The organism is Micromonospora sp. MP36 (genome assembly GCF_008119785.1).
Lineage (GTDB): Bacteria > Actinomycetota > Actinomycetes > Mycobacteriales > Micromonosporaceae > Micromonospora.
The window spans coordinates 17,738-33,857 of sequence record NZ_VSFA01000024.1; the positions used below are offsets into that span (position 1 = coordinate 17,738).

At 71.8% G+C, this 16,120-nt stretch carries 15 protein-coding genes; 8 read left to right on the plus strand and 7 right to left on the minus strand.

Features of this window, described 5'->3' with window-relative positions:
• Nucleotides 1-139: 139 nt before the first annotated feature.
• Nucleotides 140-1,966 carry a glycoside hydrolase family 3 N-terminal domain-containing protein gene (locus tag FXF52_RS18260; RefSeq protein ID WP_148798125.1) on the minus strand — a complete coding sequence of 609 codons (1,827 nt, stop codon included), beginning with the start codon at nt 1,964-1,966 and terminating at the stop codon, nt 140-142.
• Between the two features lie 195 nt (nt 1,967-2,161).
• Between FXF52_RS18260 and FXF52_RS18265 the strand changes: the two genes are divergently transcribed.
• Together FXF52_RS18265 and FXF52_RS18270 are read left to right on the plus strand one after the other, a co-directional pair.
• On the plus strand, nt 2,162-3,730 hold the full coding sequence (locus FXF52_RS18265) for an LLM class flavin-dependent oxidoreductase (protein WP_148798126.1): 1,569 nt from the start codon (nt 2,162-2,164) through the stop codon (nt 3,728-3,730).
• Nucleotides 3,731-3,851: 121 nt separating this feature from the next.
• Nucleotides 3,852-4,859, plus strand: a complete 1,008-nt coding sequence (locus tag FXF52_RS18270) for a hypothetical protein (protein WP_148798127.1) — start codon at nt 3,852-3,854, stop codon at nt 4,857-4,859.
• Between the two features lie 61 nt (nt 4,860-4,920).
• On the opposite strand, the gene htpG is transcribed toward FXF52_RS18270, so the two are convergent.
• The gene (gene htpG, locus FXF52_RS18275) at nt 4,921-6,813 is read right to left on the minus strand and encodes a molecular chaperone HtpG (RefSeq protein ID WP_148798128.1); all 1,893 of its coding nucleotides are present in this window, start codon (nt 6,811-6,813) and stop codon (nt 4,921-4,923) included.
• 134 nt (nt 6,814-6,947) lie between these two features.
• On the opposite strand from htpG, the gene FXF52_RS18280 reads away from it, so the two are divergent.
• From FXF52_RS18280 to FXF52_RS18290, 3 genes are read left to right on the plus strand one after another with little or no spacing between them, the layout of a single operon-like run.
• The gene (locus tag FXF52_RS18280; protein WP_148798129.1) at nt 6,948-7,673 is read left to right on the plus strand and encodes a FadR/GntR family transcriptional regulator; all 726 of its coding nucleotides are present in this window, start codon (nt 6,948-6,950) and stop codon (nt 7,671-7,673) included.
• Nucleotides 7,670-8,497 carry a sterol desaturase family protein gene (locus tag FXF52_RS18285; RefSeq protein ID WP_148798130.1) on the plus strand — a complete coding sequence of 276 codons (828 nt, stop codon included), beginning with the start codon at nt 7,670-7,672 and terminating at the stop codon, nt 8,495-8,497. The genes FXF52_RS18280 and FXF52_RS18285 overlap by 4 nt, the downstream gene beginning before the upstream one ends.
• A complete protein-coding gene (locus tag FXF52_RS18290; protein ID WP_148798131.1) occupies nt 8,494-9,138 on the plus strand; it encodes a lysoplasmalogenase in 645 nt (214 codons plus the stop codon). The genes FXF52_RS18285 and FXF52_RS18290 overlap by 4 nt, the downstream gene beginning before the upstream one ends.
• A 70-nt stretch (nt 9,139-9,208) precedes the next feature.
• Here FXF52_RS18290 and FXF52_RS18295 read toward each other — a convergent pair whose 3' ends face one another.
• The gene (locus FXF52_RS18295; protein ID WP_148798132.1) at nt 9,209-9,811 is read right to left on the minus strand and encodes a TetR/AcrR family transcriptional regulator; all 603 of its coding nucleotides are present in this window, start codon (nt 9,809-9,811) and stop codon (nt 9,209-9,211) included.
• 69 nt (nt 9,812-9,880) lie between these two features.
• On the opposite strand from FXF52_RS18295, the gene FXF52_RS18300 reads away from it, so the two are divergent.
• The gene (locus tag FXF52_RS18300) at nt 9,881-10,411 is read left to right on the plus strand and encodes a 2TM domain-containing protein (RefSeq protein WP_148798133.1); all 531 of its coding nucleotides are present in this window, start codon (nt 9,881-9,883) and stop codon (nt 10,409-10,411) included.
• 40 nt (nt 10,412-10,451) lie between these two features.
• Here FXF52_RS18300 and FXF52_RS18305 read toward each other — a convergent pair whose 3' ends face one another.
• The 3 genes from FXF52_RS18305 to FXF52_RS18315 form a co-directional block, all read right to left on the minus strand.
• Nucleotides 10,452-11,114: a response regulator transcription factor gene (locus FXF52_RS18305; RefSeq protein WP_148798134.1), complete on the minus strand. Its 663-nt coding sequence runs from the start codon at nt 11,112-11,114 to the stop codon at nt 10,452-10,454.
• The gene (locus FXF52_RS18310) at nt 11,102-11,659 is read right to left on the minus strand and encodes a sensor histidine kinase (RefSeq protein ID WP_187413571.1); all 558 of its coding nucleotides are present in this window, start codon (nt 11,657-11,659) and stop codon (nt 11,102-11,104) included. The genes FXF52_RS18305 and FXF52_RS18310 overlap by 13 nt, the downstream gene beginning before the upstream one ends.
• Before the next feature lie 282 nt (nt 11,660-11,941).
• Nucleotides 11,942-13,081 carry a hypothetical protein gene (locus FXF52_RS18315; RefSeq protein WP_148798136.1) on the minus strand — a complete coding sequence of 380 codons (1,140 nt, stop codon included), beginning with the start codon at nt 13,079-13,081 and terminating at the stop codon, nt 11,942-11,944.
• 159 nt (nt 13,082-13,240) lie between these two features.
• On the opposite strand from FXF52_RS18315, the gene FXF52_RS18320 reads away from it, so the two are divergent.
• Nucleotides 13,241-13,609 carry a hypothetical protein gene (locus FXF52_RS18320; protein ID WP_148798137.1) on the plus strand — a complete coding sequence of 123 codons (369 nt, stop codon included), beginning with the start codon at nt 13,241-13,243 and terminating at the stop codon, nt 13,607-13,609.
• The gene (locus FXF52_RS18325; RefSeq protein ID WP_148798138.1) at nt 13,606-14,283 is read left to right on the plus strand and encodes a hypothetical protein; all 678 of its coding nucleotides are present in this window, start codon (nt 13,606-13,608) and stop codon (nt 14,281-14,283) included. The genes FXF52_RS18320 and FXF52_RS18325 overlap by 4 nt, the downstream gene beginning before the upstream one ends.
• A gap of 141 nt (nt 14,284-14,424) precedes the next feature.
• Here the strand turns inward: FXF52_RS18325 and FXF52_RS18330 are convergent, their stop codons facing one another.
• On the minus strand, nt 14,425-16,077 hold the full coding sequence (locus tag FXF52_RS18330; protein ID WP_255472090.1) for a multicopper oxidase family protein: 1,653 nt from the start codon (nt 16,075-16,077) through the stop codon (nt 14,425-14,427).
• Nucleotides 16,078-16,120: the final 43 nt, after the last annotated feature.

A 16,120-nucleotide genomic window follows, 5' to 3' on the forward strand; every position in this document is an offset into this window, starting at 1 on the left:
GTGTCCGCGATCGCGAACGCAGTCGACGTTAGGGACGGATTCGGACGATCGCCCACTTCTTGTGAAGTTCTTCACCCAGCCGGGCGAAGGCCGCACCGTACGAGTTGCGCGACGTCCACAGGTGCCTTACAAGCGGCCGTCAGTAGGTCAGGCCGAAGCCCTGCGGGAAAAGCGGAACCTGCCCGTCACCGGCGTTGATGGGCTGCTGGTCAACGGAGTTCATCCAGGTCATCGGCAGTTTTCCGGTCGGCGCGTACCCGCCGAAGAGGACGTCGGCGACGCCGGCGCCCTCGGTGCCGGGCAGCCAGGAGGCGAGCAACGCGGTCCAGTTCGGCAACTCGCCGGCCACGTCCAGCGGCCGACCGGAGACCAGCACCACGATCACGGGTACGCCGGCGTTGCGCAGGGTCGCGATGGTGCGCAGGTCCTCCCGGTCCAGACTCATGGCACCCGTACGGTCGCCCTGGCCCTCGGCGTACGGTGTCTCGCCGACCACGGCGATCGCGGCGCCGTAGCTGCTGTTGATGCCGGTGCCGCGCTGGTTGTAGGTGACCGTCGTGGTCGGACCGACGGCGGCGCGGATGCCCTGGAGGATGCTGGTGCCGGGGGTGATGTCGCCCGACGAGCCCTGCCAGGAGATGGTCCAGCCACCGCTCTGGTTGCCGATGTTGTCGGCGTTCTTGCCGGCCACAAAGATCTTGTTGTTGTCCCGGGCCAGCGGCAGGATCCCGGCGGAGTTCTTCAGCAGCACCTGGGACTCGCGGACGGCCTGCCGGGCGAGCGCCCGGTGCGCCGCGCTGCCAACCGTCGGGGTCCAACTCCGATCCGTGTACGGCCGCTCGAAGAGGCCCAGCTCGAACTTCTTGGTGAGGATCCGCCGGTTGGCGTCGTCGATCCGGCTCATCGGCACGTGCCCGTTCTGCACCTCGGCGCGGAGGGTGCTGATGAACGTCTTCCAGGCGGTCGGGACCATGACCATGTCGATGCCGGCGTTGATCGCCGTGGTGACCTCGGCGGCGGTGAAGCCGGCGCTGCCGTCGATCTGGTCGATGCCGTTCCAGTCGGAGACGACGAAGCCGGAGAAGCCCAGCTCTCCCTTGAGGACAGTGGTGATCAGATACTGGTTGCCGTGCAGCTTCACGCCGTTCCAACTGCTGTAGGAGATCATCACCGCGCCGACGCCACGCTGCACCGCCGCCTGGAACGGGGGCAGGTGGACGGTCCGTAGTTCGGCCTCGCTGAGCTGGGTGTTTCCCTGGTCGTCGCCGCCGGTGGTGCCGCCGTCGCCGATGTAGTGCTTGGCGGTGGCGAGCACCGAGGTGGGCCTCCCGCCGAGGGTGCCCCCCTGCAGGCCGGTGACCAGGGTGGACATGCTCGACGGCAGGTCGGGGGTCTCACCGAAGGACTCGTAGGTGCGGCCCCAGCGGTCGTTGCGGGCGACGCAGAGGCAGGGCGCGAAGTCCCAGTCGACGCCGGTGCCGGCGACCTCCTCGGCCACGGCCTGGCCGATCTGCTGCACCAGGGCCGGGTCGCGGCTGGCGCCGAGGCCGATGTTGTGCGGGAAAATCGTCGCCCCGTACACGTTGTTGTGCCCGTGCACGGCGTCGACGCCATAGATCATCGGAATGGCGAGCGGGGTGGCGAGGGCGGCCCGCTGGAAGCCGTCGTACATGTCCGCCCAGGCGGTGGCGGTGTTCGGCGTCGGCGCGGAGCCGCCACCGGAGAGGACCGAACCGAGCCGGTAGGTGGTGAGGTCGCTCGCCGTGACCGAGCCGCGCTCGGCCTGGGTCATCTGGCCGATCTTCTCGTCCAGGGTCATCCGGGAGAGCAGATCGGCGACGCGGGTGGTGACCGGCAGCGTGGGGTCCTGGTACGGGTAGCCGGCGGCAGCGGCCGGGGCGGGCGCGGCCAGGGCGGTGACCGCGACGACGAGGAGGGCGAGGCCGAGGGGGCGGTGGCGGATCACGGGTCGCTCCTTTCGAAGGAACGTGAAGGCCGTTCACCAGAACCCTAGGCCAGCGAGACATTGATCAACACCACTGCGTTCGTCACCCTGCGCGAAAAGTCCTCGCGGTTGCCGGAGCGGGCGCGCGCCGCCCCGGCACCGACTACGGTGGCGAGGTCCGGCACGGTCGCCGGGCCCGGGCGCAGGCGGAGAGAAATGACTGACTACGGACACGAGCTGGCCTTCGGCGGCTTCCTCACCCCCACCGCCGGCCAGTTCGCGCAGGTGGTGTCGCTGGCCAAGCTCTGCGAGCAGGTCAACCTGGACCTGGTCACGTTCCAGGACCACCCCTACCAGCCGGGCTTCCTGGACACCTGGACGCTGATGTCCTACCTGGCCGCGGCGACCAGCCGGATCCGGTTGGCCGGCAACGTGCTCAACCTGCCCCTGCGCCAGCCGGTGGTGCTGGCGCGCAGCGTGGCCAGCCTGGACCTGCTCACCGGCGGCCGGGTCGAGCTGGGTCTCGGCGCGGGGGCGTTCTGGGAGGCGATCGAGGCGGTCGGCGGTCGGCGGCTCAGCCCCGGCAAGGCCGTGGACGCCCTGGACGAGGCGATCCGGGTGATCCGCGAGGTCTGGGACGCCGGGCGGCGGGACATGGTCCGGGTCGACGGCGCGTACTACCGGGTGGTCGGGGCGAAACGGGGACCGGCGCCGGCCCACCCGGTGGAGATCTGGGTCGGCGCGTACAAGCCCCGGATGCTGCGGCTGGTGGGGCGGGCGGCGGACGGCTGGCTGCCGTCGCTGTCGTACCTGCCCAAGGGGTCGGCCGAGCTGCCGGGGCTGAACACGCTGATCGACGAGGGCGCCGAGGCCACCGGACGGGACCCCCGGTCGGTCCGCCGGCTGCTGAACATCAACGGCCGGTTCACCCGCTCCTCCACCGACTTCCTCGCCGGGCCACCGGAGCAGTGGGTGGAGGAACTGGCCGGACTGGCGCTGGACCACGGCATCTCCACCTTCATCCTGGGCGCCGACGACCCCACCGCCATCCAACTCTTCGCCCGGGAGGTGGCGCCCGCGCTGCGCGAGCTGGTCGCCGCGGAGCGCGCCGAGCCGGGCACCCGGGCCAGCGCGGTGGCGGAACAACGCGAGGCGATCGAGGCCGGCGGGTCGACCACGCTCACGGTCACCCCCACCCCCGACCCGGGGGTACGGCTGACCGACCACCAGCTGTGGGACGAGTCCACCCGCCCGGTCGCCCCGCCGGCGCCGGCCGGGCACGTCTACCCCCCGCACGGGCAGGCCGTCGGCGCGCACCTCGTCGACGTGCACGACCACCTGCGCCAGGAGTTGGCACAGGTGCGCGACCTGCTGGAACAGGTCAAGCGGGGGGTGGTCTCGGCCGGTGCCGCCCGGGCCGTGCTCAACCAGATGACTATGCGGCAGAACAACTGGACGCTGGGGGCATACTGCGCCGCGTACTGCACGGTGGTCACCCAGCACCACGGGCTGGAGGACAACTCGATCTTCCCGCACCTGCGGCGGTCCGACCCCGGGCTGGGCCCGGTGCTGGACCGGCTGGAGGCGGAGCACGTGGTGATCCACGATGTCGTGGAGGGCGTGGACCGGGCTCTGGTCGACCTGATCCGCAACCCGGGCGACTTCACCGAGGTCCAGAAGGCGGTGGACATCCTCACCGACACCCTGCTGTCGCACCTGTCGTACGAGGAGCAGAACATCGTCGAGCCACTGGCCCGCCACGGCTTCTACGCCGGCCAGATCTGACCGCCGGCGGCCGCCGCCACGGGGCCACCACGGGGCCGTCGGCCATCCCAACCACTGACCAATTTTCGCGTTAGCGCAGGTCAGAGGGGCCGAGCTACGGTGGGCGGCAGAGGTGATGGCAATGGTCACGATCTATGTCGACCTGTCCTACCACGACTGGGACCGGGTGAAGGGCGAGTTCGACTGGGGGGCCGTCCGCCGGGCCACCTCCCCGGTCCTGTGCCTGCGGGCCACCTACGGCGATCCGCAGGGCTATCACCCGCCCAGCCCCCACGTCAGCGAGATGGCGCACGGTGCGGCCAGCGCCGGCTTCGACGTGATCGGCGGCTACCACAACCTGATCCGGGGCGATCAGGCCAGCACCAACCGGCAGGTCGACTTTCTGCGGAGCACGCTCGACGGGATCGGTGCGGTGTGGGCGATGGTCGACGTCGAGCGCTACCCGGAGTTGGTCGCCAACGGACTCTGGCCGCGCTGGGACGACGTACGCCGGTTCGTGGACCGCTGGCACGCCGTCGACCAGCGGGTGCTGGCGATCTACCTGCCGAAGTGGAACTGGGACGGGAACCTCGGCCGGCCCGACCTCCGGCCGCTCAACGCACCCCTGGTCGCCAGCGACTACGGCAGCAACCCCACCGGCGCGCCCGCTGCCGTCTACGCGCAAGGTGGTGGGGACGGCGGCCCGGGCTGGGCCGCGTACGGCGGGGTGACCCCGTCGATCTGGCAGTACGGGTCGAACGTCGCCTGCCCCGGCGCGTCCGGACAGACCGACTGCAACGCATACCGTGGCACGCTCGCCCAGCTGCGGGCCCTGTTGACGAAGGACGACACCATGACCCCCGCCGAATTCTCCGCGATCCTGTCCGACCCGGCTGTCGCCGCGAAGATGCGCGCGCTGCCCTGGCAGTACATCGGTGGCGGCATCCCCGCGGGCATGTCGACGCTGAACGTGCTCAACGACCTCTACCAGACCACCCATGCCGCCCCGACCGCCGCCGCGATCGCCGCGGCGACCGTGCAGGCGCTCGGTGGGCAGGCCCCGGCCGACGCCGCCGCCGCCATCGTGGCCGCGATCGGCAAGGACCGGGCGGCGGCACTCGCCGCGGCCCTCACCGCGGCCACCCAGTAGCGACGGCGGTGGTCTCCGTCGGCCGCGACGTGGCTGCCGCGGCCGACGGAGGCGGCGGGCGCTACAGCGTACGGGCCAGCCGGTCGGCGAGGATGCGGGTGAACCGGGCCGGGTCGGCCAGCTCCCCGCCCTCGGCGAGCAGCGCCATCCCGTACAGCAGCTCGGCGGTCTCGGTGAGGGCGGTCTGGTCGCCGCCCTGCTCGTGGGCCTTGCGCAGCCCGGTGACCAGCGGATGGGTCGGGTTGAGCTCCAGGATCCGCTTGACCCGGGGCACCTCCTGGCCCATCGCCCGGTACATCTTCTCCAGCGTCGGCGTCATGTCGTGCGCGTCGCCGACCACGCAGGCGGGCGAGGTGGTCAGCCGCGAGGAGAGCCGGACCTCCTTGACGCTGTCGGTCAGCGCGCCGCTCATCCAGCTGAGCAGGTCGGCGTACTCCTGCCGCTCGGCCTCGGCCTTCTCCTTCTCCTCGTCGGTCTCCAGGTCGACCTGCCCCTTGGCGACCGAGCGCAGGGTCTTCCCGTCGTACTGGCCGACCCGCTCGACCCACACCTCGTCGACCGGGTCGGTGAGGATCAGCACCTCGAAGCCCTTGGCGCGGAACGCCTCCAGGTGCGGCGAGTTCTCGATGGTGGCCCGGTTCTCGCCGGTAGCGTAGTAGATCTCGGTCTGGCCGTCCTTCATCCGCTCCACGTAGTCGCGCAGGGTGGTCAGCTCGGCCGGGTCGTGGGTGCTGGCGGCCCGGACCAGGTCCAGCAGCGCCTCGGTGTTGTCCGGATCCTCGAGCAGCCCCTCCTTGACCACCGCGCCGAACTCGCTCCAGAAGGTGCGGTAGGTCTCCGCCGACAGCTCCTTGAGGGTGGCGAGGACCTTCTTGACCAGGCGGCGCCGTACGGCGCGGATCTGCCGGTCCTGCTGGAGGATCTCCCGGGAGATGTTCAGCGACAGGTCGTGCGCGTCCACCACGCCCTTGACGAAGCGCAGGTAGTTGGGCATCAGCGCGTCGCAGTCGTCCATGATGAAGACGCGCTTGACGTAGAGCTGCACGCCGCGGCGGCCCTGCGGGGAGAACAGGTCGAGCGGGGCGTGCGAGGGCAGGAAGAGCAGCGCCTCGTACTCGAAGGTGCCCTCGCCGCGCATGTGGATGGTCTCGAGGGGGTCGGCCCAGTCGTGGGCGACGTGCCGGTAGAACTCCTTGTACTCGGCCTCGTCGACCTCGTCCCGGGAGCGGGCCCAGAGCGCCTTCATCGAGTTGAGGGTCTGCTCCTCGCGGGTGGTGGCGCCGTCCTGGCCGGACCGCTCGACGGTCATCCGGATCGGCCAGGCGATGAAGTCCGAGTACCGCTTGACGATCTCCCGGATCGTCCACTCGGCGGTGTAGTCGTGCAGGTTGTCCTCGGCGTCGGCCGGCTTGAGGTGCAGGGTGACCGAGGTGCCCTGCGGGGCGTCGTCGACCGACTCGACCGAGTAGGTGCCCTCGCCGGTGGACTCCCAGCGGGTGCCCCCGTTCTGCCCGGCGCGGCGGGTCAGCAGGGTGACCTTGTCGGCCACCATGAAGGTGGCGTAGAAGCCGACGCCGAACTGGCCGATCAGCTCCTGGGAGGCGGCGGCGTCCTTGGACTCGCGCAGCTTGCGCAGCAGCTCGGCCGTGCCGGACTTGGCGATGGTGCCGATCAGCCCGATCACCTCGTCGCGGGACATGCCGACGCCGTTGTCCCGCACGGTCAGCGTGCGGGCCTCCTTGTCGACCTCGATCTCGATGTGCAGGTCGGCGGTGTCGACCTGCAGGTCCTTGTCGACCAACGACTCCAACCGCAGCTTGTCGAGCGCGTCGGAGGCGTTCGAGATCAGTTCGCGCAGGAAGACGTCCTTGTTCGAGTAGATCGAGTGCACCATCAGCTGGAGCAGCTGACGGGCCTCCGCCTGGAACTCCAACGTCTCGACCCGGTCGCTCACACCGACTCCCTTCCATGTCGCGGGCCTTCCGGCGGAAAGGATACGAGGCGTGCGCATCCGGCCACCGCAGGGTGGCGGGTTCGGTCTGGTCCAACCAGTTGACGGGTTGATGTGTCGGGGACCACACTGCTGCCATGGCCTTCGCCCCCGTGCCCCGCGCCTCGGTCTCCGACCACGTCTTCGGCCAGCTCCGCGACGCCATCGTCAGCGGCCGGTACCGGCCGGGGGAGACGCTGCCCGGCGAACGCGAGCTGGCCACCGCCTTCGAGGTCAACCGGCACGCCGTCCGGGAGGCACTGCGCCGGCTCCAGCAGCTCGGCCTGCTCCGGGTCAGCCAGGGCGGCGCGACCCGGGTGCTCGACTGGCGGGTGCACGCCGGGCTGGACCTGGCGCTGTCGCTGGCCCGCTCGGGCGACGTACTCCCGGTCGAGACGCTGGTCCGCGACATGCTGGAGATGCGGGCCTGCGTCGGGATCGACGCGGCCCGGCTCTGCGCCGAGCGCGGTGACCCGGCGATCACCGCCGAAGTGGTGCGGGCCGCCGAGGAGTACGCGGTGCTCGCTCCCGACCTGCCCCGGATGCACGAGGCCGACATCGCCATGTGGCGGCTGATCGTCACCGGCTCCGGCAACACCGCCTACCTGCTGGCCTTCAACAGCCTGGTGGCCGGCGCGCTCGCGGTGAACGACGTGCCGCTGGACGGCCGGGCCGCCGAGCTGCTCGACGTCGCCGGCCACCGCCGGCTGGCCGCCGCCATCGCGGCCGGCCAGGGCGCGGCCGCCGCCCGGCACGCCCGGGCCCTGCTGACCGCCCCGGTCACCACCCCCACCACCCCGTCCGAAAAGGAAGCCCGAGCATGATCCCCGCCGTGCTCTACGCCGTCCCGGCGTTCCTGCTGCTGATCATCATCGAAGCGGTCTCCTATTGGCTCCTGCCCGACGACGACGAACGCGGCTACGAGCTGCGCGACACCACCACCAGCCTCTCCATGGGCCTGGGCAGCGTGCTCATCGGCGTGCCGTGGAAGCTGGTCACCGCCGGCGTCTACGCGGCGCTGTGGCTCGTCGCGCCGATCCACCTCTCCCCGACCCACTGGTCGACCTGGGTGCTGCTGTTCTTCGCCGACGACCTCGCCTACTACTGGTTCCACCGGCTGCACCACGAAGTACGCGTGTTCTGGGCCAGCCACGTGGTCCACCACTCCAGCGTCTACTTCAACCTCTCCACCGCGCTGCGGCAGAGCTGGACGCCGATGACCTCGCTGCCGTTCTGGCTGCCCCTGGCGCTGCTCGGCGTACCGCCGTGGATGATCTTCCTGCAGCAGTCGATCAGCCTGCTCTACCAGTTCTTCCTGCACACCGAGCGGATCAACGTCCTGCCCCCGCCGATCGAACTGGTCTTCAACACCCCGTCGCACCACCGCGTCCACCACGGCGCCAACACCGAATACCTGGACCGCAACTACGCCGGCATCCTGATCGTCTGGGACCGGCTCTTCGGCACCTTCGAGCCGGAACGGGCCGCGGTCCGGTACGGGCTCACCAAGAACATCAACACCTACAACCCGCTGCGGGTGGCCACCCACGAGTTCGCCGCGATCTGGGCCGACGCCCGGGCCGCCCGCAGCTGGCGGGACCGGCTCGGCTACGTCTTCGGCCGACCCGGCTGGCAGCCGGCCCGGTGAGGCGCCCCTGGCTGCTCCTGTTCGGGGCCGTCGCCGCGATCGAGCTGGCCGGCGTCGCGGTCGACTCCACCGCGATCCAGTGGCTGACCAAGCCGCTGCTGGCGCCGCTGCTGCTGGCGTACCTGTGGGACCGGCGGCGACGGGTGGACCCGGTGGCGGTCGGGCTGGTCGCCGCCACCGCCGGGGACGTGGCCCTGCTGGTGCCGGGACAGGCCGCGTTCCTGGCCGGCATGGGCTGCTTCCTGGTCACCCAGCTGGCGTTCCTCACCGCGTTCGTCCGGCACCGCCGGCCGCCGGCCCCGGCGATGCTGGCGTACGTGGCGCTCTGGGCGGTCGCCAACGCGCTGCTCTGGGGCGCGCTGGGACCGCTGCGGCTGCCCGTGCTCGGCTACAGCCTGGCGCTGTCCCTGATGGCCGCCGCCGCGACCGGGGTGTCCCGGCGGGTGGCGGCCGGCGGGGCGCTCTTCCTCGGCTCGGACCTGCTGATCGGGCTCGACGCGGCCGGCGTCCACCTGCCCGGGCACGGTCTGCTGGTGATGACGACCTACATCGCCGCGCTGCTGCTCATCACCACGGGCTGGGCGGCGGCTCCGACCACCGCCGACCGCCACCCGTCCGCGATCGGGCCAGCCCTGGCTTGATCCACTCCACGTCGCGCAGGTGGCGGTGTCCACGCCGGACGGATACCGCCACATCCCGTATCTTGCGTGCCTAACCGGTGAGTTCGGCTCCCGTGAGGTCGGCGAGGTACGCGTCGAGCTGCGCGACAATCTCCTCGGCGGTGAGGTGACCGGCGAGGGCGTGGACCGTGAGCCCGTCGACGACCGCGTGCATGCGACGGGCCAGTGTCTCCACGGTCTGCCCGGTCTGCGCCAGCGCGTCGCGCTCGGCGAGGTCCTGGACGAGCCGCAGGCACAGCTCGTACATGCCGGTGAAGTGGCGGCGCTGGACCCGGGCGAGCTCGGGATCGCCGAGGCCGAGGGCGAGGAAGGCGAAGGCGATCGAGTCCTCGGTGCGGCGCGTCTCGTCGACGGGCATGGTCTCCAGCAGGATGGCGCGGACCGCGTGGACCGGGTCGCCGGTGTGCCGCAGTGCCTGGATCCGCTCGGTCACCTGCTCGATGACCTGCTCGCAGGCGAAGGCGAGCAGCTCGGCGCGGGTGGAGAAGTAGTGGCGCAGCGCGCCGGAGGACCAACCCGAGGCGGCGGCCACCGATCGGATGGAGATTCCGTCCACCCCGTCCCGGGCGATGACCTGCCAGACGGCGGCGGCCAGCTCGCGTCGGCGCTGGTCGTGGTCGACGATCTTCGGCACTTGATGATTATCGCACGCTCGTGTAAAAACGGAAATGACACGCTCGTGCGATAAAACGGAGGGTCGGCCGTGCTGGCGTTGATCGTCGCCTGCGAGATCGCGTTCTGGGTCCTACTCCTGCTCGGCCTCGCCGCTCGCTATCTGCTGCGCGCCCGGAAGCTCAGCACCGTCCTGCTGATCTGCGTGCCGCTCGTCGACGTGCTGCTGCTGGCCGCCTCCGTCCTCGACCTGCGCCGCGGCGCGGACGCCGACACCGCGCACGGCCTCGCCGCGATCTACCTCGGAGTCTCGGTCGCCTTCGGTGGCCAGCTGCTCCGCTGGGCCGACGAGCGGTTCGCGCACCGGTTCGCCGGCGGACCCAGCCCCAAACGGCCGCGGAAGACCGGGCTCGAGCACGCCGCCCACGAACGGCGGCAGTGGCTGCGGCATCTCCTGGCGTACGCGGTCGCCGCGGCCGTCATGGGGCTCTTCACCCTGCTCGTCGGGGACACCCGGGTGGCGGCGATGTGGGGGCCGATGGGCGGATGGGGCATCGTCCTGATCATCGATTTCCTGATCTCGTTCAGTTACACGCTCGCGCCCCGCAAAGCGAAGTCCTGACCGAAGGCGCGGGCGGGCTTGGGGCCGACCCACGAGGTGCTCAGCCGTGCGTCCGACGTGGGGTGGCCTGGCGGAGGTGGACCAGCACCGCGAGGACACGGCGGTGGTCCTCGTCGGACGCGGCCAGGTCGAGCTTGGCCATGATGGAGCTGACGTGCGCCTCCACCGTCCGCTCGGTGAGCCACAGTCGGCGGGCGATCCCCACGTTCGTACGCCCCTCGGCCATCAGCGCGAGGACCTCCCGCTCCCGCGCGGTGAGGGTGCTGAGCGGGTCGTCCGGCGGCCGGCGGCCGATGAGCCGGGTGACCACCTCCGGGTCGAGCGCCGACCCGCCCGCGGCCACCCGCCGCAGGGCGTCGAGAAAGTCGTCGACGTCGAGCACCCGGTCCTTGAGCAGGTAGCCGAACCGTCCGCTGGCCACCAGGTCCACCGAGTGCCGGGTCTCGATGTGCTGGGAGAGCAGCACGATGCCGAGCTGCGGATGGCGGGTGCGGATCTCGCGGGCCGCCCGCGCGCCGTCGTCGGTGTGGTCGGGCGGCATCCGTACGTCGATGACGGCCAGGTCGGGCTGGGCCGCGTCGGTGACGGCCAGCAGGCTCGGCGCGTCGACCGCCTTGCCGACCACCTCGTGGCCGGCGTCGGCGAGCAACCGGGCCAGCCCTTCCCGGAACAGCGCCGAGTCCTCGCCGATCACGATCCGCACGGCAGCACCGCCTCGACGAGAGTCCCGTCGCCGGGTCGGCCCGCCACGGTGAGCGCGCCCCCGGCGGCGGCCACCCGGTCCGTGATGCCCGCCAGGCCACCGCCCGGTCGTACGCACGCCCCGCCCACGCCGTCGTCGCGGATCGTCACCCTCAGCCGGCCGTCGGTGTGCGACACCCGCAGGTGGACGCTGGTGGCGGCGGAGTGCTTGACCACGTTGGCCAGCGCCTCGCTGGCCACGTAGTAGGCGGTGGTGGCCAGTTCCTCGGGCACCGGCTCGCCGCCGATGTCGAGCGTGACGGGCAGCGGCACGCCACGGACCAGCATCGTCAGCGCGTAGGTCAGCCCCTCGTCCAGGCTGGACGGGCGCAGCCCGTGGGCGATCTGGCGCAGCTCCGCGACCGCGGTGCCGAGTTCGGCGACTGCCTGGTCGAGCAGGCCGGCGACGTCGGTCTCGGGCAGGTGCCGCTGGGCGAGGCGCAGCGCCATGCCGAGCGAGACGAGCCGCTGCTGGGCACCGTCGTGCAGGTCGCGTTCCAGCCGCACCCGGCGTAGCCGGCGCGCAGCAGCCGCGCCCGGCTGGCCTCCACGTCGCGCAGCGCCCGACGTAGCTGCAACCGCAGCCGCACCACCTCGACGAGCAGGGCACAGGCGTCGGCCAGCTCGCGCATCAGCTCACGGGTGGTGGCCGCGCCGCGCACGAGGACGCCGACCTGCTGGCCACCCAGCCGGATGGCGACCGCGTCGTCCGCCGGCTCGAAGCCGGCCCCGGTCGCGGTGACCAGCTCGTCCGTGCCCGGCATCCGATATCCGACCCGCAGCTGCGGATCACGCAGCGCCTGTCGCAGCGCGGCTTCGAGCCGCTCCGGCGCCGCCTCTCCGGCGTGCATCCGGTCCCGGAGGTCCTCGATCGCCGCGAGCGCCGCCCGGCGGGCGGGATAGAGCCGACGGGTCCACCCGGCGCTGCAACCGCACCCGCAACGGGGACAGCGCCAGCGCGCAGACGGCGGTGGCCCCGGCCGCAGCCACCGGCGACGACCGACCCGCCACGACGCCGACGACGACCGTGGCGGCCGTGTAGAACGCCAGCAGCGCGGCGGTGACCAGGCCGTAGGTGACCGTGGCGCTCAGCGCCTTGTCCACGTCGTACAGGTCGTGGCGGAGGATGCCGACCGTGGTCGCCGCCGGGATCGCGATCAACGTGGCGGCGAGCCCGGCGACGGCGAGCTCCGGCCCGTCGAGCAGCAGGTAGCTCAGCCAGCACAGCAGCAGCGTCGCGGGGAGGAACAGCGCGCCGAGCGCGAACCACTTCAGCTGCGCCCGGCGTTCCGGGTCGGTGGCCCGCCGGTACCGCACGACCATCGCCGTCGCGGACGCGACGAGCAGGGCGAGCAGCGCGGGCAGCAGCGCGAACACGATCGGTTGCAGCACCCGCCACAGCGCCGGCGGCGGGTTGCCGAAGGCGTGGTCGACGCCCGCGAACGGTGCCGGGAACGGGGCGGGGTCGAGACCGGCGAGCACGATGAACGCGGCCGGCACCGCCACGATGCCGGCCGCCGCCACCCGCCAGCGGCGCCCGGGCAGCAGCCGCCCGTCGGGAAAGAACAGCATGAGCAGCGCCGCCGGCACGTAGTTGAGCATCCAGAGCCCCTGGCTCGCGGTGGCCAGGAGCGGCGACACCGGCAACGCTTCCGGGCGGTGCGCGATGACGTACGCGTACACGTCGGTCCCGGCGATCCAGATCGAGAGCAGCCCGAAGAGGGTGAGCAGCGCCCCGATCACGTTGGCCGGACGCTTCGTCGCGATCAGCACGCCCAGGACCACGGAGGCCGAGGCGAGCAGACAGGCGGTCGCGAAGTAGCCGACCTGACCGGCGTCGGCGCCGAGGGTCAGCAGCCAGCCACCCGCGCCGACGAGCGCGGCGGTGAGCGCCGCCATGCCGTACGCAACCAGCCGCGGCAGGGTCATGGGCTCACGGTAAGCCCTCCACCACAGCGGCGGATGCGTGCCAGTACGGAGATCGCTTCCGTGCCTCCCCGCAGGCCGGATCCCGCGCCCGCCCCGATGCCCGCCGGCGGCCCGCGGACCAACACTGCTGGCCAGGACATCCGCTCAAGGAGGGCAATCGTGAGACACACCCGTACCTTCACCGTCGGTCTCGTGCTCGCCGGCCTGCTCGGCCTCAGCGACGTGGCCACCTGGCTCTTCGGCGTGGGCGGCCCGGGCCAGCCGCCGGTCGCCGCGGCGGCGGTCATCACCTTGCTCGGCGCGATCACCCTCGCCGGCACCTGGCTCGCCTGGCGCGGCCGGCGCGGTGGCCTGGTGGCGGTGGTCGTCAGCCGGATCCTGTCCGGGCTCGCCATGCTGCCGGCGTTCGGGGACGACACCATCTCCACCGCCAACGAGGTTCTCCTCGGCGTCGGTCTCGCGGTCACCGTGGCCGCCCTCGCGCTGATCTGGCCGGGCCTGCGCCGGCCGGCGGTGGCCGCGTCATGACCACCATCCTCGACCGTGAGGTCGCGGTCGCCCCGACCGACGCGCTGCGCCGCGTCGGCACCACCACCGCAATGCTGCTCGCCCCGTGGGGGTTCGTGGTGGCCAACGTCGGCTACGCCTGGGCCACCCGCGACGGCGGCAGCGACGCGACCGGCGCGGACAGCCTCACGCTCGCCGCCGCGCATCCGACGCCAGTGCGGGTGGGGGCCATCGCGGCCATGCTCGGCTGCCTGCTCATCGTCCCGGCCACGCTCGGCGCCATCGGCTTCACCCGGCACCGGGCGAACCGACTCGGCCTCATCGGCGGGTCACTCATGATCGCCGGGTACGTGGCGTACTTCGGCGCCGTGATGAGAGGTCTGGTCGACCTGGCCATGGCCGAGCGGGGTGGCCCCACCGGCGACTACGCCGCCGTGTTGGACGCCGCCAGCGAGGCCGCGATCCCGTGGCTGCTGCTCTTCGTGGCCGGGAACCTGCTCGGCACGCTGCTGCTCGGCATCGCCCTGCTGCGCGCCCGGACCGTACCGGCCTGGGCCGCGGCCGCGATCTGCTGCTGGCCGGTGCTGCACGTGACCGGCCTGATCGCCGGCACCGAGTGGTTCGAGGTCGCCGGCGCCACGCTCCAGGCCGTCGGCTTCGCCGCCCTCGCGCTACGGGTGGCACGGACCGGCTGACCCACCGGCTGGACGCGGCCCGACCACCGCCGGACCAGCCTGGATTGTGACTCAAGGTCGCGCAGCTTGCGGTATCCGCCCCGTGTCGGATACCGCAACCTGCGCGACCCAGAGTCGGTCGGGTGCCGAGGACGGCAGTGGCTACCGTCGAACGCTGGTGCCGGCACCCGCCGGCGGCCTGTCGGGCAGCAGCCCACCGCCAGACCCTTGGTGATCATGCTCAGCCGCCGGTGGCCGGCCGGGGCGTTGACCTTTCCGCACGACGACGAACTGGCCCATCATGCCGCGGTCCTCGTGCCGCAGGACGTGGCAGTGGAACATGTACGGGACGTCCGGGTCGGCGTAGTCGGAGAAGCGGAGAATCAGTCGGGCCGTGGTGCCGGGCGCCACGTAGATCGTGTCCTTCCAGCCTGACAGTTCGGGTCCCGGGCGGCGGCCGCCGACCTCGAGGACGGCGAACTGGACGTCGTGCACGTGGAAGTTGTGCGGCGTGTTGCCGGGGTTGGTGACCTCCCATATCTCGGTGGTGTCCACCTCGACGGCCTCGTCGATCCGGCTCATGTCCATCTTCTTGCCGTTGATGTTGGAGCCGCCCAGCCGGAACGTGCGGGTCTTCCTGGCGTCGGCGGCGTCGAGGTCGGGCGCGTCCGCGAGGCGTTCGGGCGGCGCCGGTGAGGAGGTGAGGCTGTCGGCGGCCCGCAGTTGCAGGACGTCGAAGGTGTCGTCGCCGCCGGCGAATCGCTCGTTCCAGAAGTCGGTGCCCAGCTCCGGTGGGTAGCTGCGCAGCACGGCGTGCTCGCCCGCCCGCACCCGCACGACGATCTCGGCCCGCTCACCAGGCGAGAGACGCACCCGGTTGGTGGCGTGTGGGGCCGGCAGCAGACCGCCGTCCGTGCCGATGAGGAAGAAGTCGCGGTCGTCGTGCATCCCGAAGTCGTAGACGCGGGCGTTGGAGCCGTTGAGAATCCGCAGCCGGACCAGTTCGGTGGTGACGTCGTGGTAGGCGCCGATGGTGCCGTTGGTGAGGATGGTGTCGCCGAGGAAGCCGACGGGGCTGAACGTCGGATCGCCGTCGTGGAACTGGCCGTCGGCGTCGAAGGACCTGTCCTGCACTATCAGCGGCACGTCGTCCACGCCGTACATCGACGGCAGGCCGAGGGTGGCGGTCCTGTCGTCGTCGAGGATGAACATGCCGGCCAGGCCGCGATGGACGTGGGCGGCGGTCGAGCCGTGCAGGTGCGGGTGGTACCACGTGGTGGCGGCCGGTTGATCGATCTGCCAGTGGGGGCTCCAGGTCTCGCCGGGTTCGACCATCTGGTGCGGGCCGCCGTCCATCGCCGCGGGCAGGTGCTGGCCGTGCCAGTGCACCGTGGTGGTCTCGCCGAGTTCGTTGCTGACGTTGATCTGGACCTGCTCGCCCCGCTTGGTGCGGAGCGTCGGACCGAGGTAGGAGCCGTTGAACCCCCAGGTGAGGGTCTTCCGGTCGCCGACGCCGAAGTCGCTGACGCCCTCGATGGCGCGCAGGTCGAACACGCGGCGTCCGTCCTCGACGCGGCTGGTGGCCAGCGGGGGGATGGCGAGCGGGCGGACGAAAACCGTCCGGCCGGCGGTGTTGGTGACGGCGTTGGCCCACAGCAGGGCCAGGACCCCGGCAGCGGCGGCGGGGACGAGGAGCGCGACGGCCAGGAATCCACCGAGCCAGCGCGCCAACCGGCGACGCCGTGGCGGCCGTGCGGGCGGGTGGGCCACGGGTTGGATCGACATCCGGGACATCAGCTCCTGGGTCAGGGCCACCGGCGGATCGCCGGTGCAACTGTTCGTCAAGCGAACGTATGGG